Origin of the sequence: Massilia sp. IC2-476 (assembly GCF_020707295.1) — a bacterium.
Classification (GTDB): domain Bacteria; phylum Pseudomonadota; class Gammaproteobacteria; order Burkholderiales; family Burkholderiaceae_D; genus Telluria.
On the sequence record NZ_JAJFER010000004.1, the window covers coordinates 188,673 to 206,153 of the forward strand.

The window sequence follows — 17,481 nt, forward strand, 5'->3', positions numbered from 1 at the left end:
GATTGGCCATGTTAATGATCGTTCCGATTATCACTGTTGGAACTGCTTGAAGCAAGTTGTTGTTGTCCGCTTATATGCAGGGCGGGTAGCCATAGCCTGAATTCGGCGCCGCCCTCGCCCTCGCCTGCATTTCCCAGGCGTAGTATGCCGCCGTGGACGTCGACGATCGAGCGCGCCATATAGAGACCAAGGCCGTTGCCCGGGAGGCCGGCGGCGTTGCTGCCGCGGTAGCCCTTGTCGAAGATGCGCTCGGCATCTTGCGATGGCACGCCGGTGCCTTCATCGCGTACCGTGAACTCGACCCCGCTGCCGCTGCGCCGCGCCGACAGCGCCACGCTGCTGCCGGCCGGGGAAAACAGCAGGGCATTGTCGACCAGGACCTTGAGCGCCAGGCGCAAGCCCTCGGGCTCGCCGCGCAATCCCAGCCCCATGTCCTCTGTCTCGACCCGGGCATCGCGCCCGGCCGCGCGCACCTGTTGCACGCCGGCCTCCAGCAGTTCGCGCGCGGCGATCGTGTTCGGCTGGCGCACCTTGCCGATCGCGGCCATGCGGTCCGGCGACAGGTACTCGTCCAGCATCGCGATCAGGCGGTCCACCGCGGTCGCGATCTTGCGGTAGCGCTGGCGTACCGCCTCGTCGGCACCGTGGGACGTCGCTTCCAGGCGCTGGATTGCGCCGTCGATGGTCGCCAGCGGGGTGCGGAATTCGTGGTTCAGCATGCTGGCGAAACGGCGCTGGTCGGCCAGGTGAGCGCGCTGCGGCGACAGGTCGCGCAGCAAACCGACCAGCGAATTGCTGCCGTCGGGATTGCGCACCACCGTCGTGATCACCTCCAGTCCGATCGGATGGCCGTCGGCATTGCGCGCGTCGACTTCCTGCACATGTCGCTCGCCGGGCTGGCCGTCGCCACTCTGGGCCAGATGCATGCCGAGCGCGCCCAGCGCCTGGCGTGCGCCGCTGCCCCCGATGGCCGCCTGCAGCGCGCCGGCGTCGTGGCCCAGCAGGGCGGTAAAGGCCGGGCTCAGGTAGCGCAGCGTGCGTGCGGGGAGGTCGATGCTGAATGCGATGTCGCCGCCAAGCTCGGCGATCGTGCGAAAGTGCGCATCGAGGCCGGCCGCGCCGGGGCTGGACTGCTCCAGGCTGTGCGGCGCAGGAGGGACGGCGGGCGTACTTCTGGCCATGGGCACTTTCTTATGGATGGGACAATGAACGTTGTCAGCGAGTATATCGTTGCTTTTGCCTCTTTGTATAGAAGCGGGCACCGCCATATCTTGCGGCCCTTCCTGTGCGCGGATATTGAAAAATGCGCCACGCCGCCCACAGTTGGTGGATAATTCGCGTCTATGAACGATACCGCTACCCTCCCCCCACTCCCGGACCGGCTCTCGATCGACCCGAGCAGCCCTTTTCATAACCGCGACGTTTTCCAGCGCGAGATCGGCATCCGCTTCAACGACAAGGATCGCCACGACGTGGAAGAGTATTGCATCAGCGAAGGCTGGATCAAGGTCGCCGCCGGCCGCACGCTCGACCGCAAGGGCAAGCCGATGCTGATCAAGCTGAAGGGCAAGGTCGAAGCCTTCTATAAGTAATCCATTCCGCAGCAATGAAAAAGGGCGACTGGCATGCCAGTCGCCCTTTTTGTTTTCGGCCCCGTAGGGTGGGCGGCTTAGCCGCCCACGCGGTCACCGATCGCCGCGTGGGCGGGACTTTAGTCCACTGGACTAAAGTCCCGCCCACCCTACGAAACAACTCAGTCTTCCAGCGGCGCGAAGATCGCCTGCAAGTCTTCCTGCGTCAGCGCCATCTTCTGCGATTCGCCTTCGGACAGGATCGACTGCGCCAGCTCCGACTTCTTCATCTGCAGCTGCTGGATCTTTTCTTCCAGCGTACCTTTGGCGATCAGCTTGTACACGAACACGGGCTTGTCCTGGCCGATGCGCCAGGCGCGGTCGGTGGCCTGGTTCTCGGCCGCCGGGTTCCACCATGGGTCGTAGTGGATCACGGTGTCGGCCGCGGTCAGGTTCAGGCCCACGCCGCCGGCCTTCAGGCTGATCAGGAAGATCGGCACCGCGCCCTGCTGAAAGGCGGCCACCTGGGCCGAACGGTCGCGCGTCTCGCCGGTGAGCAGCGCGTAATGGATGCCGCGCGCCGCCAGTTCTTCCTCGATCAGGAACAGCATGCTGGTGAACTGCGAGAAGACCAGGATCTTGCGGCCTTCCTGCAGCAGGTCTTCGACCATCTGCATCAGGTCGGCCAGCTTGGCCGACACCGGCGCCGCATTCTTCTTGGCCGGCATGGCCTTGACCAGGCGCGGATCGCAGCAGACCTGGCGCAGTTTCAGCAGTGCTTCCAGGATGACGATCTGGCTGCGCGCCACGCCCTTGCGGTCGATCTCGTCGCGCACCTTCTTGTCCATCGCCAGGCGCACCGTCTCGTAGAGGTCGCGCTGAGGACCGGAGAGCTCGATCCGGCGCACCATCTCGGTCTTTTCCGGCAGTTCCTTGGCCACGTGGTCTTTGGTACGGCGCAGCAGGAAGGGCTTGATGCGGCGGCTCAGCAGGGTGCGGCGCACCGTGTCGTCCTGGCGTTCGATCGGGTGGCGGAACTGGTTGTTGAAGGTCTTCTCGTCGCCCAGCAGGCCCGGCAGCAGGAAGTGGAACTGCGACCACAGCTCGCCGAGGTGGTTTTCCAGCGGGGTGCCGGACAGGCACAGGCGGTGGTTGGCGTCCAGCGAGCCGGCCGTCTGCGCCGCCTTGGAACGGGTGTTCTTGATGTAGTGCGATTCGTCCAGGATCACCAGGTGATAGTGGTGCTCGCGCAGCTTTTCTTCGTCGCGCGGCAGCAGCGCGTAGGTGGTCAGGACGATATCGGCGCTGTCGATCTGGTCGAACAGGTCCATGCGCTCCTTGCCCTGCAGGAGCAGCACCTTCAGGTCCGGAGCGAAGCGCGCGGCTTCGTCCTGCCAGTTGGCCATCAGGCTGGTCGGGGCGATCACCAGGGCCGGGCTGGTGAGGCGGCCCGCTTCCTTCTCGGTGAGGATGTGCGCCAGGGTCTGCACGGTCTTGCCGAGGCCCATGTCGTCGGCCAGGATGCCGCCGAGGTCATACTCGCGCAGGAACTGCATCCACGACAGGCCGTCCAGCTGGTAGTCGCGCAGCGTGGCCTGCAGGCCTTTTGGCGGTTCGACCTTCTTGACCGCGCCGAACTGGCTCAGCTTGCGGCCGGTTTCGCGCAGGCGCTCGCCGCCGGTCCAGCGCAGCTCGAGGCCGCGCGCCAGTTCTTCCAGGCGCGCCGCGTCGAGCGTCGACATGCGCATGCGCGCCTTGATCTTGTCGTTGAAGTACAGCTCACCCAGGGTCGCCAGGATGGGCTTGAGGCGGCCCCACGGCAGCGCCACGCGCAGGCCGTCCGGCAGGGTGGCCAGCATCTCGTCGGCTTCGGCGTGCGCGGCCAGCACCGCGGGATCGAAGTCCGCGGGCGCGTTGCGGATCAGCTGCACCAGCACCGGCAGCAGCGGCACGCGCTTGCGCGCCACCACGATGCCGAGTTCCAGCTCGAACCAGGCATTGCCTGCTTCTTCAGGTTCGTCGATGTCGGCATACCAGTCTTCGACCGGCACCACGTCATAGCGGTACTTGGCCGACTTCTGCAGGTGCCAGCCGGCGTCGGACAGGGCGTCGAGGTCGTTCTCGGCGAAGCGCAGCCAGTGGGCCTGGCTGTCCAGCACCAGCGCGCCGGCCATCGCGTTGAAAGGCGCGGTGGCGGGCTTGCGGAAACCGATCTCGTTCAGCCGGTTGAGGGCCGCGGCTTCGGCTTTCGGGTCGCGCTCGATGACCTCGGTGACGTCGCCGATCTGGCGCACCACGCGCTGGGCCGGGTCGAAGGAGACGCGCTGGCCGTCGTAGTCGTAGGCCAGCACCGCGAAGTCGTGCCAGCGCGAGCTGCCGCCGTCGGCCAGCTGCACCGAATCGAGCAGCAGGTGCGGGATCGGTTTGACGTCGTTGCGCAGGCGCTGGGTCAGCGGCTGCGGCAGCGGCATCAGCTGCTGCAGGCCGTGCGCCAGCAGCAGTTGCGAGACGCGCTTCTTGTCGGTGCCGGTGAGGGTCGGGGCCTGGGCCACCAGCGCCTGCAGTTCGGCCAGCGAGATGTCGATGCCGCCGCGGTTCAGTTCGAGCGGCCCGATCGACAGGTTGTCGATATACCATGGCGGGTCGGTCGGCAGCATGTAGTCGATCAGGTCGGCGCCGCTGTGGGTCGCGCCCTTGGCCGGTTCCACCGACCATCCGAGCTTGGCGACGCGGCCTTCGTCGCGCCAGGCCAGGCTGGCCAGGCGGGTCGGGCCGGCCTGCAGCGGATACACCAGGCCATTGGCCATGTCGGACCACGAGTTCGCCCACAGTAGCTTGCCCTGCTCGAGCAGCATCTGCAGCAGGATGGCGCCGACCTTGCCCTTCGGTTCGGTGGCGCTGGTGCCCTGGGCCGAGCCGCTGCGCATCGCGATGAAGAAGCGCACCAGGTCGACGTCGTCGCCTTCCAGATAGGCTGGTGGCGCCGACAGCAGCGAGAACACTTCGCTCACCGGGCTGGCGGCGGCGACCTCGCCGTTCGGGCGCAGGCGCGCCTTGCACAGGCAGACGGCGACATGGCGTCCGCCGCTGGTGGGGGCCATCACGTAGACAAACTTGTACTGCACGGCCTTCGGATCGGCGACCTCGTCGGTCAGCTTGGGCTGCGGATGCGCAGCCGCTTCGACCCTTTGCAGCCAGCTCACCACCGGTGCGGGCAGGGCGGGAGCGCGTGCGGGTGCGCGGGCGACGGCGGGTGCTGCTGCGGGTGCGTCGCTGGCGTTCTCGCGATGATCATCGACTGTGTGCATGGGCCTCAGGTGTCTGTATTAAAAGCGACAATAACGAACATTATCCTTCATACGAACGCTTCCGTTTTGTTCGGAATCGCACGTAGCGGACAAAACTTGCCCGCACCAAGCGCGTGCACGCATCTTCACTTCATGTCGTGCGCACAGCCGTCTGTTCTCGCATGTTCGCGCGCGGCTGTCAAGACTGGTGTATCCACCGCGTTTGCGTATCATTGTTCGCTTGACCTTTTTTGAATCGCCAGGTTCACGCACCATGCTGCCCTCCATCGAACAACGCCTCGCCCTCGAACTGTCCGCCAAACCCGCCCAGGTAGCAGCCGCCGTCGCCCTGCTCGACGAAGGCGCCACCGTCCCCTTCATCGCGCGCTACCGCAAGGAAGCCACCGGTGGCCTCGACGACACCCAGCTGCGCCTGCTGGAAGAGCGCCTGCGCTACCTGCGCGAACTCGAAGACCGGCGCGCCGCGATCATCGCGTCGATCACGGAACAGAACAAGATGACGCCGGAGCTGCTGGCGTCGATCGCGCTGGCCGAAGACAAGACCCGTCTCGAGGACCTGTACCTGCCCTACAAGCAGAAGCGCCGCACCAAGGCGCAGATCGCGATCGAGGCTGGCCTGGCGCCGCTGGCCGACGCCCTGCTCGGCGACCCGAACCTGAACCCGGACGAGGCGGCCGCAGGCTACCTGCGCGAAGCCTTTACCAATGCCGACGGCGGCGCCAACCCGGGCGTGCCCGACGCCAAGGCCGCCCTCGACGGCGCGCGCCAGATCCTGATGGAGCGCTTCGCCGAAGACGCGGCCCTGCTGCAGTCGCTGCGCGAATACGTGCAGGAGCACGGCGTGGTCGAATCGAAGGTCGTGGCCGGAAAAGAGGACGAAGGCGAGAAGTTCGCCGATTACTTCGACTATTCCGAGACCTTGTCCACCATCCCCTCGCACCGCGCGCTGGCATTGATGCGCGGCCGCCGCGAGGGCGTGCTGGACGTGACCCTGCGTCTGGATTCGGAACCGGAAAAACCGAAGTGGGACGCCCCGCACAACCCCTGCGAGAGCCGCATCTGCGCCGCCTTCGGCATCAAGTCCGCCGGCCGTCCGGCCGACAAGTGGCTGCTCGACACCGCACGCTGGACCTGGCGCGTGAAGAGCTTCATGTACATCGAGACCGAGCTGATGGGCGCATTGCGCGAGAAGGCCGAACTCGATGCGATCGGGGTATTTGCCCGTAATTTGAAGGCGCTGCTGCTGGCCGCACCGGCCGGCCCGCGCGCCACCATGGGCCTGGACCCGGGCCTGCGCACCGGCGTGAAGGTGGCGGTGGTGGACCCGACCGGCAAGGTGGTCGATACCGCCACGGTCTACCCGCACCAGCCGCGCAACGACTGGGACGGCGCCCTGCACGTGCTCGGCCAGCTGGCGGCGAAGCACAAGGTGTCCCTGATCTCGATCGGCAACGGCACCGCCTCGCGCGAGACCGACAAGCTGGCCCAGGATCTCATCAAACAGCGTCCGGAGCTCAAGCTGACCAAGATCGTCGTGTCGGAAGCCGGCGCCTCGGTCTACTCGGCCTCCGAATTCGCGTCGCGCGAACTGCCGGAACTCGACGTCTCGCTGCGCGGCGCGGTGTCGATTGCGCGCCGCCTGCAGGACCCGCTGGCGGAACTCGTCAAGATCGACCCGAAGAGCATCGGCGTCGGCCAGTACCAGCACGACGTGTCGCAGACCCAGCTCGCGCGCTCGCTCGATGCCGTGGTCGAGGACTGCGTGAACGCGGTGGGCGTGGACGTGAACACCGCATCAAGCGCGCTGCTGGCGCGCGTTTCCGGCCTGTCCTCCAGCGTGGCGCAGAGCATCGTGTCCTACCGTGACATGAAGGGCGCCTTCACATCGCGTGCGGCCTTGAGAAGCGTGCCGCGCCTGGGCGACAAGACCTTCGAACAGGCCGCGGGCTTCCTGCGTGTGATGAACGGCGAGAACCCGCTGGACGCGTCGGCGGTGCACCCGGAATCCTATCCGGTGGTCGAGCGCATCCTGCTTGATATCAGGCGCGACATGAAGGCGGTGATCGGCGACAGTGCGCTCATCAAGTCGCTCAACCCGGCGAAGTACGCTGATGAAAAATTCGGCGTGCCGACCGTGAGCGACATCCTGAAGGAACTGGAAAAACCGGGCCGCGACCCGCGTCCGGAGTTCACCACCGCGACGTTTAAGGAAGGCGTGGAAGAGATCTCGGACCTGCGCCCGGACATGATCCTGGAGGGCGTGGTGACCAACGTCGCGGCCTTCGGGGCCTTTGTCGACATCGGCGTGCACCAGGATGGCCTGGTGCACATCTCGGCGCTGTCGAACACCTTCGTGAAGGATCCGCACACCGTGGTCAAGGCCGGCCAGGTGGTGAAGGTGAAAGTGCTGGAAGTGGACGCCAAGCGCAAGCGTATCGCGCTGACCATGCGCCTGTCGGACAGTGCGCCGCAGCCGGGCGCGCGTCCGGAACAGCGCGGCGACCGCAATGACAGCAAGCGCCTGGCCCAGCACCAGCGCCAGGAACGTCCGGCGCCGAGTGCCGGCGGCGCGATGGCGGCCGCTTTTGCCAAAATGAAGAAGTGAACATCGCGCCTGCCGACCCGGCCAGCCCGGACGCGCGGGCCTTGATCGCGGAACTCGACGCGGCGCTGCAAGGGATCACGGGCGACAGCGGCGCCTCGTCCTTCAATCCGGACGATGTACGCGGCCCGCAGGCGGTGTTCATGATCGCCCGCGACGGGCAAGGCAGGCCGCTCGGCTGCGGCGCGCTACGCCCGCTGCTGCCGGGCGTGGCGGAACTGAAGCGCATGTATGCGCGCCCGGGGAGCAGCGCCGGCGCACCCTTGCTGGCGGCGCTGGAAGAACAGGCCCACATGCTGGGATACCGCGAAATCCGGCTATCCACGCGCCGCATCAACGCACGCGCCGTGGACTTCTATCGCCGCCATGGCTATGCGGACGCACCGGCCTGGGGCAAGTACGTGGGCAGCGAAATCTCCGTCTGCCTCGGCCGTCTTCTTACCCTGCGTGCTTGAGGTAGAGCCCCACCATATAGATACTGAGGAAGACGAAGCCGAGTACCAGCATGCGCGACTGCGGCATGGCTGGACGGCCCGTCTTCTTGATCGCGAATCCGTCGCGCGCCAGCAACAGTCCATAAGCGAGAGCGGCGATGCCGCAGATGAGCCGGCCGATGCCGTGGCCAAGGAGGCCCTCGACCAAGTTGATCAGGCCGGGCACCCCGAGCAGGGCCGCGATGACGAAATTGGCGTTGGCCGAGGGCGTGCGGGGAGTCGGTTTTTGTTCCATGGATGTGCGGGGACGAGGTTGATCCGCGCGATCATACCAGTCCGGCCCATCTGGGGCGAGGAAGCGTATGTGGCTGATGCGGCGCTCAGGCGAAAACGCGCACCGCGGTCGCCCCTGCCTTCAGCATGAAGCACAGGCAGAACAGCCCGAAGCATGCGTAGCCGACCATGGTCGTGCGGTTCGACGCCAGCTCGCTGCGGCGGTCGCGCCAAGCCTGCACGGCGCAGTACAGCAGGAAGGCGCCGGCCAGCAGCTGGGTGACGTTCAGCAGGATGTCTTCCAGCGTATCGTGGAACATCCCCGTGATGACGTCGTACAGGCCGGGAATCACGAAAAACGCGGCCATGATCCACAACAGGGGGGAAGGCATGGAGGCGAAGCCTCGGTAAGCGGTCATGATGACTCCCGTTCGAGTGGCACGGAACCATCATAACGAGGATTTGTTGGCAAAAATGCGTCGATTGTCACAGTCCGAAGGGAAGCGAACCTGCCCTGCCGAATTCTTATAAAATGTCGGCATCTTATCCATTCTCACCGAAGGCAAACACATGAGCGACGTTCAAACCTGGATCAAAGACACCGTGACCAACACCCCGGTCGTGCTGTTCATGAAAGGAACCGCCCAGTTCCCGCAATGCGGCTTCTCGGGCCGCGCCATCCAGATCCTGAAAGCCTGCGGCGTCGACAACATCGCCACCGTCAACGTGCTGGAAGACGCCGAAGTCCGCCAGGGCATCAAGGATTACTCGAACTGGCCGACCATTCCGCAGCTGTACGTGCGCGGTGAATTCGTCGGCGGCTCGGACATCATGAACGAGATGTACGAATCGGGCGAACTGCAGACCCTGCTGAAGAACGGCCAGTAATGGCCGGGCGTCCGCGTCGAATCGTCGTCGCCATCACCGGCGCGACCGGCGCGGTCTATGGCGTGCAGCTGCTGCGGCGCCTGCACGCGACTCCCGGCGTCGAGACCCACCTGGTCATTTCCGACGCCGCCTCCCTCACCCTGCACCAGGAACTCGGCCTGCAGCGGCGCGATGCCGAAGCGCTGGCCCACGTCGTCCACCGCAACCGCGACATCGGCGCCTCGATCGCCAGCGGCTCGTTCCAGACCGACGGCATGATCATCGCTCCCTGTTCGATGAAGACGCTGGCGGCCGTCGCCCATGGGCTGTCGGACAACCTCGTCACGCGCGCGGCGGATGTGATGCTGAAGGAAAGGCGCAGGCTGGTGCTGATGGTGCGCGAAACGCCGTTCAACCTGGCGCACCTGCGCAATATGACGGCCGTGACGGAAATGGGCGGCATCGTGTTCCCGCCCCTGCCGAGCTTTTATCATCGTCCGGCGACGATCGACGAGATGGTCGAGCATACCGTCGACCGAGCGGTCGACCTGCTCGGGCTCGACAATGCCAACGCCCCGAGATGGGGCGGCATGAAAACTACGCCGGACACCTGAGTCCGGCTAAGTCGGCTTTAACTAGCGCTTATCGCCGTCGAAGGGGTCGTCGGCCTTCTTCGCCTCGCGCGCTTCCTCGATCATCCGCCGCTTGGCGTTGCGTTGTCGCATCACTTCAGCATGGCGCGCCGCCGTCATCGGCGGTGCGGTCATCAGTTCCTTGAGCTGGGCGGTGTTGGCGTAGTTGTTTCGCATACGGCAGCTGCTCCTTGACGTGACCGTGTGGCGGCGGATCCGCTCGCCACAAGTTGATTATGAACCAGCTCCGGCCATTTGTGCGTTCCGGAGGTCACGAAAAATGCAAATGCGAAACTATTTTTGCTCTGGTTTCTGGTGATTCATGCGCACCAGCATGCGAATGAACTCGCGTGCCAGCTGGCGGTGATGCTCATCCAGGCGTTGCAAATCTGCAATCAACTTCACATCGGCTGACTCGAAACGGGCGCCGCCGCCATTCGCCTCGGCGCCGGCGGCCGCGTTCTCGGCGCCGCCGAAACGCAGCCAGTCGGCGGGTACGCCCAGCCATTGCGCGATCATGCGCAGCTTTTCCTGGGTCGGGATGGCTTCACCTACCAGCCACTTGCGCGCGGCATGGACGGTGATCGGGCGGCCTTCGAAACGGATGTTGAATTCCCTGGCGAGGCGGGTCGGGCTATCGGGCGAGTAGTGGGCATTCTTCAGCGCCTGTTGCAGGCGCTCACTGAAGCTCTCCCGTTCATTGGTTGAATTCATTGTGATGCTATCGATTCATGTGGGCGGCTTCTTACTGCAGAGAAGCCTCAACGGACAATCATACCCTGAAAAAAGTAACAAAGATGTGATTATCTAATAGAATTTGCATGTTTTACAAATTCGAAAACGATGCGCCATACCCCATTTGGGAGATAAAAATATATCCTATCGGAAAAAGTATGACATTGCTGCACGATTGAATGCAACAATTATGCGTGGCTAATAAACATGGCCACGCGTGCAGGAACCTTCAGGCGAGCTGGAAGCGGATGATGCCGTCGCTGCCACGGCTGCGGCGCAGCATGCCGTCGCGCCACAGCTTGTGCAGGTGGGCCAGGGCCTCGCCTAGAGCGAAACTGAGCTGGTGGGCGTCCAGTTGGCGGCGGAACATCAGGGGTACGATGTCGACCGCGGAGCGCGGTTCGACGCAGGCGGCAAGGACCTCGGCCAGGCGCGCGGCGTGGTGATCATGCAGCTGCGCAATGCGCGTATGCAGCCCGCGGAAGGGTTTCCCGTGCGATGGGAGGACAAGAGTGTCTTCAGGCAAGTTTGTGAACTTTTTCAGCGAGTCGAGGTAGAGCGCGAGCGGGTTTCCTTCCGGCTCGACCGCGAACACCGAGACATTGGTCGAGATGCGCGGCAGCACCATATCGCCCGACATCAGGACCTTCAGTTCTTCCGAGTATAAAGATGCGTGTTCGGGCGAGTGGCCGAAACCGGTGATCACGCGCCAGCCGATAGCACCGACCTGGACAGTGTCGCCATCCTGCAGGCGGGTATAGGCTTCCGGCACGGCCGGCACCAGCGACGGATAGTAATTCTTGCGGCTGCGCATCTGATCGAGCATGGCCGGATCGACCAGGCCATGACGCTCGAAGTGCGGAATGGCCGAGGGGCCGTCCACGCCGGGCAGCGCCGCCGCCATCATGCGCGCAAAGGCGAATTCACCTGCGGTGGTCCAGAACGGGGCTTCGAAGCGATCGCTCAGCCAGCCCGACAGCCCGACGTGGTCCGGATGGCAATGGGTGGCGAACACGCGCAGCAGCGGGGCGCCCTGCAGGCCCTCTGCCAGTACCTGCTCCCAGGCGGCGCGGGTGGCCTCGGTACCGGCGCCGCAGTCGATCACGCTCCAGCCCGTCCGTCCTTCGACCTCGTCCTTCAGCAGCCACAGGTTGATGTGGTCGAGCGCAAAGGGCAGCGGCATGCGGATCCACAGCAGGCCCGGCGCCAGCTCATGGACCATACCCGGCGCCGGGATGGTGTCGCCAAATGGATAGTGCAGCTGGGCTTCGAGCGGGTTCATGGAAAACTTTCGTATTCGTCGGCAAGCGGTCGCGCTACAATGCCGTTAACGTTAACGTAAACGGAAATGCGCAGGCATCGATTGTAAGCGATGTCGCGTTTTGCTTCCTTTGCCCAGGCTTTTTTACCCGTAGCTTCCATGGTCACCTACACCATCGCCGAACTGGCCCGCGAATTCGACATCACCGCCCGCGCCATCCGTTTCTATGAAGACCAGGGACTGCTCAGCCCCAAGCGCGAAGGCGTGGGCGGCCGCAACCGCGTCTACACGCCGCGCGACCGTACCCGGCTGAAGCTGACCCTGCGCGGCAAGCGCCTCGGCCTGACCCTGTCGGAAATCAAGAGCATCGTCGACATGTACGAGTCGCCGCGCGATACCGCGGCCCAGATCGAACGCTTCCTGGGCGTGCTGGCCCACCAGCGCGTGACCCTGGAACAGCAGCGCGCCGACATCGAGATGGCGCTGGAAGAAATCTCCGCGCACGAAGAAGAATGCCGGCGCCTGCTGGCGGAAAGCACCGAAACCAAGAACGCGGCCTGAGCCATTTTATGGGCTCGACTCCCCGCCTTTTTCGCCCCTTAGTTGACGTTTACGTTAACGTAAGAGGCGAGTATCATGCACCCTATTCTGCTCAACCACCGTTCACCGTGAGGACGACATGCTGCATCTCCCAGGCCTGACCTTTGACCATGGCGAAGACATCGCCGCGCTGCGCGAAGCCGTACAACAGTTCGCGGCAGCCGAAATCGCACCGCGCGCCGCGGAGATCGACCGCAGCGACCAGTTCCCGATGGACCTGTGGAAAAAGATGGGCGAACTGGGCCTGCTGGGCATCACCGTCGGCGAGGAATACGGCGGCGCCAACATGGGCTACCTGGCGCACATCGTCGCCATGGAAGAAATCTCGCGTGCCTCGGCCTCGGTCGGCCTGTCCTACGGCGCCCACTCGAACCTGTGCGTCAACCAGATCAAGCGCAACGGCAGCGAAGAGCAGAAGCGCAAGTACCTGCCGAAGCTGATCTCGGGCGAGCACGTGGGCGCGCTGGCCATGTCCGAGCCGAACGCCGGCTCCGACGTCGTCAGCATGAAGCTCAAGGCCGAGCTGAAGGGCGACCGCTACGTCCTGAACGGCACCAAGATGTGGATCACCAACGGCCCGGACGCCGACACCCTGGTGGTCTACGCCAAGACCGACCTGGAAGCCGGCCCGCGCGGCATGACCGCCTTCCTGATCGAAAAAGGTTTTAAGGGCTTCTCGATCGCCCAGAAGCTCGACAAGCTGGGCATGCGCGGCTCGCACACGGGCGAGCTGGTGTTCCAGGATTGCGAAGTGCCGGTCGAGAACGTGCTGGGCGGCGTCGGCAAGGGCGTGAACGTGCTGATGTCGGGCCTGGACTTCGAACGTACCGTGCTGTCCGGCGGTCCGCTGGGCATCATGTCGGCCTGCATGGACGTGGTCGTCCCCTACATCCACGAGCGCAAGCAGTTCGGCCAGGCGATCGGCGAGTTCCAGCTCATGCAGGGCAAGATCGCCGACATGTACTCGACCATGATGGCTTGCCGCGCCTACGTCTATGCTGTCGGCCAGGCTTGCGACCGCGCTACCAGCCCGGAACAGGTGCGCGCGCTGCGCAAGGACGCCGCCGGCGCCATCCTGTACAGCGCCGAGAAGGCAACCTGGATGGCCGGCGAGGCGATCCAGACCCTGGGCGGCAACGGCTACATCAACGAATACCCGGTCGGCCGCCTGTGGCGCGACGCCAAGCTGTACGAGATCGGCGCCGGCACCAGCGAGATCCGCCGCATGCTGATCGGCCGCGAGCTGTTCGGCGAAACGATGTAAGCACGGTGAATGGGCGGTGAAGCCGCCCATCCTACATAGCGCGCGAGACGAACGATGACCCAGGGAGCGTTCCCCAAACTGCTGTCTTCCCAGATCGCATTCGACATCGCGCGCACCATCCTGGACGGCTTCGACAAGCACTACCGCCTGTTCCGCCAGGCCAGCCAGGAAGCGCGGCGCCATTTCGAGGGCGCCGACTGGGCCACCGCGCAGGCCGCGGCGCGCGAGCGCATCGATTACTACGACAAGCGGGTGCAGGAATGCGTCCACGTGCTGCAGGACGCGTACGACCCGGAAGAACTCACGGACCGCGTCTGGCGCGAAACCAAGCTGCATTACATTGGGCAGCTAGCGGGCCACAAGCAGCCGGAGCTGGCAGAGACCTTCTTCAACTCGGTCAGCTGCATCATCCTGCACCGCAGCTACTACCATAACGATTACATCTTCGTGCGCCCGGTGATCTCCACCGAGTACATCGAGACCGAGGAACCGGCGCCGACCTACCGCGTCTATTACCCGGCCGCCGACGGCCTGCGCCCTGCCCTGCGCCGGGTGGTGACCAACTTCCAGTTCGCCCTGCCCTTCACCGACCTCGATCGCGACGTGGCCCTGGTCGAGGCGCGCCTGACCGAGGCCTTCGGCTTACAGCGTGCGGAACCGAACCTGCAGCTGCAGGTGCTGTCCAGCCCCTTCTTCCGCAACAAGGGCGCCTACATCGTGGGCCGCGCCATCAATGGCCCGCGCGACTACCCCTTCGTGATCCCGGTGCTGCACGACGGCACCGGCAAGCTGGCATTGGACACGGTGCTGACTGAGGTGTACCACATCACCCTGCTGTTCAGCTTCACGCGCGCCTACTTTTTGGTGGACATGGAAGTGCCATCCGCCTATGTGCAGTTCCTGCGCAGCCTGATGCCGCGCAAGCCGCGCAGCGAGATCTACACGGTGCTGGGCCTGCAGAAGCAGGGCAAGACCCTGTTCTACCGCGATTTCCTGCAGCACCTGAAGCACAGTTCCGACCTGTTCCGCATCGCGCCCGGCATCCGCGGCCTGGTGATGCTGGTGTTCGAGCTGCCTTCCTTCCCCTATGTGTTCAAGGTGATCAAGGATTTCTATCCGCCGCCCAAGGACACCACCCGCGCCCAGGTCAAGGAAAAATACCTGCTGGTGAAGCACCACGACCGCGTCGGGCGCATGGCCGATACGCTCGAGTATTCGGACGTCGCCTTTCCGCTGGCGCGCTTTTCTGAAGAGCTGCTGGCCGAGCTGAAAGAGTTCGCGCCTTCGCTGGTCGAGGTCGAAGGCGAGCGCATCATCGTGCGCCACCTCTACATCGAGCGCCGCATGGTGCCGCTGAATATCTACCTGGCCGACGCCCAAGCCGCGGGCGACGAGGAACGCATCGAGCACGGCGTGATCGAATATGGCAATGCGATCAAGGACCTGGTCGCGGCCAACATCTTCCCGGGCGACATGCTGTACAAGAATTTTGGCGTCACCCGCCACGGCCGCGTCGTGTTCTATGATTACGACGAGATCGAATACCTCACCGACTGCCAGTTCCGCGACATTCCGGAAGCGCGCAACGAAGAGGACGAGATGGCTTCGGAACCCTGGTACCCAATCGGCAGGCACGACGTTTTTCCGGAACAGTTCGGCCGTTTCCTACTTGGAAATCGAACGATCCGGCACTACTTTATGAAACACCACGCGGAGCTGTTGACCCGCGCGTATTGGCAATCCCACAAGGACCGCATTCTGGAAGGCGTCGTCTACGACGTGTTCCCCTACCCCCAGCAGATTCGTTTCTGCCACCACGCACATCCCTCTACTTTGGAGAACCTGAACAATGAATGATCCAGTCGTTATCGTTGGCGCCGCCCGTACCCCGATGGGCGCCTTCCAGGGCGATTTTTCGTCGAAGTCGGCGAGCGACCTCGGCGCGGTGGCGATCAAGGCCGCGGTGGAGCGCGCCGGCGTCGACGCGGGTAGCGTCGAGCACGTCTACTTCGGCAACTGCCTGATGGCCGGCCAGGGCCAGGCCCCGGCGCGCCAGGCGCTGATCAAGGCCGGCCTGCCGCTGTCGACCGGCGCCGTGACCCTGTCGAAGATGTGTGGCTCGGCCATGCAGGCCGCGATCTTCGCCCATGACCAGCTGGTGGCCGGCAGCGCCGACATCGTCGTCGCAGGCGGCATGGAATCGATGACCAACGCGCCCTACCTGATTCCGAAGGCGCGCGGCGGCTACCGCATCGGCCACGCGCCGATGTTCGACCACATGATGCTCGACGGCCTGGAAGACGCCTACTCGCGCAACGAGAAGACCGGCGAAGGCCGCTCGATGGGCACCTTCGCCGAAGAGTGCGTGGCCACCTACCAGTTCTCGCGCGAAGAGCAGGACAACTTCGCGATCGAGTCCGTCAAGCGCGCGCAAAGCGCCAACAACGAAGGCTGGTTCAACTGGGAAGTGGCGCCGGTCTCGGTCGCCACCCGCACCGGCGAACTGCTGGTCGAAAAGGATGAAGGCCCGATGAAGGCCAAGGTCGACAAGATCCCGTCCCTGAAGCCCGCATTCAAGAAGGACGGCACCGTGACCGCCGCTTCGTCCTCGTCGATCAACGACGGCGCCGCGGCCCTGGTGATGATGCGCGAATCGAAGGCCAAGGAACTGGGCCTGACCCCGATCGCCCGCGTCCTCGGCCACGCTACCCACGCCCAGGAACCGAACCTGTTCACCACCGCCCCGATCGGCGCAATGCAGAAGCTGTTCAAGAAGACCGGCTGGAAGGCAGGCGACGTCGACCTGTTCGAGATCAACGAAGCCTTCGCCGCAGTGCCGATGGCCGCCATGCGCGACCTCGACATCCCGCACAGCAAGGTCAACATCCACGGCGGTGCCTGCGCACTGGGCCACCCGATCGGCGCTTCAGGCGCGCGTATCATCGTCACCCTGCTGGGCGCGCTGAAGCGCACCGGCGGCAAGCGCGGCGTGGCCTCGCTGTGCATCGGCGGTGGCGAAGCGACCGCGATGGCGATCGAACTGGTCTAAGCCGATCGGCGGCGTTATGCCGTCGTAGGGTGGGCGGGTCTCCCGCCCACGCGTTCAAACAGTGCATACTGAGTGGCCAAGCATCTTTGCGTTGACCGCGTGGGGTGATCTGGTCCAGTGGACCAGATCACAAGCCGCCCACCCTACAAAACTCGGTCAAGCCAACAATTTATCAAGGAGCCTGTCATGCCTACCGCTTTGATCCTCGGCGCCTCACGCGGCATCGGCCACGAGATGGTGCGCCAGTACCGCGCCGAGGGCTGGCGCGTGATCGCCACCGCGCGCAAGCAGGACGATTGCACCGCACTGTCGCAGATGGGCGCGGTTGCGCACCAGCTCGACGTCACCAGCGCCGACTCGATCGCCGCGCTGGCTTGGCGGCTCGACGATGAACAGGTCGATGTGGCCTGGCTGGTGGCCGGCGTCTACGGCCCCTCGGGCTCGAGTTTCCCGACCGGTCCCGAATTCGACACGGTCATGCACACCAACGTGCTGTCCGCGATGCGCCTGATTCCCATCGTCGGCCCGCTGGTAGCCAACACGCGCGGCAAGCTGGCCGTGCTGTCTTCCAAAATGGGTTCGATCGGCGCGCGCAACAGTACCGAGGGCACGCTGTACCGCGCCAGCAAGGCCGCGCTCAATTCGGTGCTGGCCGATGCCGCCATCACCTACGGCGCCCAGGGCGTGACCTGCGTCGCCTTCCACCCGGGCTGGGTGCAAACCGACATGGGCGGTTCCGGCGCGACTCTCACGCCCGAGCAGAGCGTGCGCGACCTGCGCGCGACCCTGGCGAAGCTGGACGCGTCCAGCAACGGCGCCTTCCTCGACCACGACGGCACCCCGATCCCGTGGTAACCCTATAACGCATCGCGCATAACAAACACG

At 64.7% G+C, this 17,481-nt stretch carries 17 protein-coding genes; 10 read left to right on the plus strand and 7 right to left on the minus strand.

The features are described 5' to 3' along the window. Nucleotides 1-11: 11 nt before the first annotated feature. Nucleotides 12-1,181, minus strand: a complete 1,170-nt coding sequence (locus tag LK539_RS12775) for a sensor histidine kinase KdpD (protein ID WP_227801305.1) — start codon at nt 1,179-1,181, stop codon at nt 12-14. A gap of 162 nt (nt 1,182-1,343) precedes the next feature. Between LK539_RS12775 and LK539_RS12780 the strand changes: the two genes are divergently transcribed. After that, entirely contained in the window at nt 1,344-1,592 is a 249-nt protein-coding gene (locus tag LK539_RS12780) for a DUF3297 family protein (protein WP_159699730.1), read from the plus strand. Nucleotides 1,593-1,753: 161 nt separating this feature from the next. On the opposite strand, the gene LK539_RS12785 is transcribed toward LK539_RS12780, so the two are convergent. Continuing rightward, nucleotides 1,754-4,879, minus strand: coding sequence for a DEAD/DEAH box helicase (locus LK539_RS12785; RefSeq protein WP_227801306.1), 3,126 nt, complete (start codon nt 4,877-4,879; stop codon nt 1,754-1,756). A 253-nt stretch (nt 4,880-5,132) separates the two neighbouring features. On the opposite strand from LK539_RS12785, the gene LK539_RS12790 reads away from it, so the two are divergent. Beyond that, nucleotides 5,133-7,484, plus strand: coding sequence for a Tex family protein (locus tag LK539_RS12790; RefSeq protein WP_227801307.1), 2,352 nt, complete (start codon nt 5,133-5,135; stop codon nt 7,482-7,484). Beyond that, nucleotides 7,481-7,936 carry a GNAT family N-acetyltransferase gene (locus LK539_RS12795; protein WP_227801308.1) on the plus strand — a complete coding sequence of 152 codons (456 nt, stop codon included), beginning with the start codon at nt 7,481-7,483 and terminating at the stop codon, nt 7,934-7,936. Before LK539_RS12790 ends, LK539_RS12795 begins: the two co-directional genes overlap by 4 nt. Here LK539_RS12795 and LK539_RS12800 read toward each other — a convergent pair. Further along, nucleotides 7,920-8,210: a hypothetical protein gene (locus tag LK539_RS12800; RefSeq protein ID WP_227801309.1), complete on the minus strand. Its 291-nt coding sequence runs from the start codon at nt 8,208-8,210 to the stop codon at nt 7,920-7,922. The genes LK539_RS12795 and LK539_RS12800 overlap by 17 nt on opposite strands. 85 nt (nt 8,211-8,295) lie before the next feature. Continuing rightward, on the minus strand, nt 8,296-8,607 hold the full coding sequence (locus tag LK539_RS12805; protein WP_227801310.1) for a hypothetical protein: 312 nt from the start codon (nt 8,605-8,607) through the stop codon (nt 8,296-8,298). Between the two features lie 151 nt (nt 8,608-8,758). Between LK539_RS12805 and grxD the strand changes: the two genes are divergently transcribed. Together grxD and LK539_RS12815 are read left to right on the plus strand one after the other, a co-directional pair. Continuing rightward, the gene (grxD, locus tag LK539_RS12810; RefSeq protein WP_227801311.1) at nt 8,759-9,076 is read left to right on the plus strand and encodes a Grx4 family monothiol glutaredoxin; all 318 of its coding nucleotides are present in this window, start codon (nt 8,759-8,761) and stop codon (nt 9,074-9,076) included. Beyond that, complete coding sequence (locus tag LK539_RS12815; RefSeq protein WP_227801312.1) at nt 9,076-9,669, plus strand: UbiX family flavin prenyltransferase; 594 nt, start codon at nt 9,076-9,078, stop codon at nt 9,667-9,669. Before grxD ends, LK539_RS12815 begins: the two co-directional genes overlap by 1 nt. A gap of 21 nt (nt 9,670-9,690) precedes the next feature. Here the strand turns inward: LK539_RS12815 and LK539_RS12820 are convergent, their stop codons facing one another. From LK539_RS12820 to LK539_RS12830, 3 genes are all read right to left on the minus strand, one after another. After that, the gene (locus tag LK539_RS12820; RefSeq protein ID WP_201303300.1) at nt 9,691-9,864 is read right to left on the minus strand and encodes a hypothetical protein; all 174 of its coding nucleotides are present in this window, start codon (nt 9,862-9,864) and stop codon (nt 9,691-9,693) included. A 117-nt stretch (nt 9,865-9,981) separates the two neighbouring features. Then, nucleotides 9,982-10,401 (minus strand): hypothetical protein, encoded by a 420-nt coding sequence (locus tag LK539_RS12825; RefSeq protein WP_159699706.1) that lies wholly within the window; start codon nt 10,399-10,401, stop codon nt 9,982-9,984. Between the two features lie 250 nt (nt 10,402-10,651). Further along, on the minus strand, nt 10,652-11,704 hold the full coding sequence (locus LK539_RS12830) for an MBL fold metallo-hydrolase (RefSeq protein ID WP_227801313.1): 1,053 nt from the start codon (nt 11,702-11,704) through the stop codon (nt 10,652-10,654). 138 nt (nt 11,705-11,842) lie between these two features. On the opposite strand from LK539_RS12830, the gene LK539_RS12835 reads away from it, so the two are divergent. From LK539_RS12835 to LK539_RS12855, 5 genes are all read left to right on the plus strand, one after another. Beyond that, the gene (locus LK539_RS12835; RefSeq protein WP_227801314.1) at nt 11,843-12,244 is read left to right on the plus strand and encodes a MerR family DNA-binding transcriptional regulator; all 402 of its coding nucleotides are present in this window, start codon (nt 11,843-11,845) and stop codon (nt 12,242-12,244) included. A 118-nt stretch (nt 12,245-12,362) separates the two neighbouring features. Beyond that, a complete protein-coding gene (locus LK539_RS12840; RefSeq protein ID WP_227801315.1) occupies nt 12,363-13,547 on the plus strand; it encodes an isovaleryl-CoA dehydrogenase in 1,185 nt (394 codons plus the stop codon). 54 nt (nt 13,548-13,601) lie between these two features. After that, a complete protein-coding gene (aceK, locus tag LK539_RS12845; protein ID WP_227801316.1) occupies nt 13,602-15,404 on the plus strand; it encodes a bifunctional isocitrate dehydrogenase kinase/phosphatase in 1,803 nt (600 codons plus the stop codon). After that, complete coding sequence (locus LK539_RS12850; RefSeq protein ID WP_227801317.1) at nt 15,397-16,596, plus strand: acetyl-CoA C-acyltransferase; 1,200 nt, start codon at nt 15,397-15,399, stop codon at nt 16,594-16,596. Before aceK ends, LK539_RS12850 begins: the two co-directional genes overlap by 8 nt. Before the next feature lie 186 nt (nt 16,597-16,782). Next, entirely contained in the window at nt 16,783-17,451 is a 669-nt protein-coding gene (locus LK539_RS12855) for an SDR family oxidoreductase (RefSeq protein ID WP_227801318.1), read from the plus strand. The last annotated feature ends 30 nt before the right edge of the window (nt 17,452-17,481 follow it).

Coding starts and splice junctions, on each gene's coding strand:
- LK539_RS12775 (WP_227801305.1), bottom strand. CDS start 1,181: ATGGCCAGAAGTACGCCCGCCGTCCCTCCTGCGCCGCACAGCCTGGAG.
- LK539_RS12780 (WP_159699730.1), top strand. CDS start 1,344: ATGAACGATACCGCTACCCTCCCCCCACTCCCGGACCGGCTCTCGATC.
- LK539_RS12785 (WP_227801306.1), bottom strand. CDS start 4,879: ATGCACACAGTCGATGATCATCGCGAGAACGCCAGCGACGCACCCGCA.
- LK539_RS12790 (WP_227801307.1), top strand. CDS start 5,133: ATGCTGCCCTCCATCGAACAACGCCTCGCCCTCGAACTGTCCGCCAAA.
- LK539_RS12800 (WP_227801309.1), bottom strand. CDS start 8,210: ATGGAACAAAAACCGACTCCCCGCACGCCCTCGGCCAACGCCAATTTC.
- LK539_RS12805 (WP_227801310.1), bottom strand. CDS start 8,607: ATGACCGCTTACCGAGGCTTCGCCTCCATGCCTTCCCCCCTGTTGTGG.
- grxD (WP_227801311.1), top strand. CDS start 8,759: ATGAGCGACGTTCAAACCTGGATCAAAGACACCGTGACCAACACCCCG.
- LK539_RS12815 (WP_227801312.1), top strand. CDS start 9,076: ATGGCCGGGCGTCCGCGTCGAATCGTCGTCGCCATCACCGGCGCGACC.
- LK539_RS12820 (WP_201303300.1), bottom strand. CDS start 9,864: ATGCGAAACAACTACGCCAACACCGCCCAGCTCAAGGAACTGATGACC.
- LK539_RS12825 (WP_159699706.1), bottom strand. CDS start 10,401: ATGAATTCAACCAATGAACGGGAGAGCTTCAGTGAGCGCCTGCAACAG.
- LK539_RS12830 (WP_227801313.1), bottom strand. CDS start 11,704: ATGAACCCGCTCGAAGCCCAGCTGCACTATCCATTTGGCGACACCATC.
- LK539_RS12835 (WP_227801314.1), top strand. CDS start 11,843: ATGGTCACCTACACCATCGCCGAACTGGCCCGCGAATTCGACATCACC.
- LK539_RS12840 (WP_227801315.1), top strand. CDS start 12,363: ATGCTGCATCTCCCAGGCCTGACCTTTGACCATGGCGAAGACATCGCC.
- aceK (WP_227801316.1), top strand. CDS start 13,602: ATGACCCAGGGAGCGTTCCCCAAACTGCTGTCTTCCCAGATCGCATTC.
- LK539_RS12850 (WP_227801317.1), top strand. CDS start 15,397: ATGAATGATCCAGTCGTTATCGTTGGCGCCGCCCGTACCCCGATGGGC.
- LK539_RS12855 (WP_227801318.1), top strand. CDS start 16,783: ATGCCTACCGCTTTGATCCTCGGCGCCTCACGCGGCATCGGCCACGAG.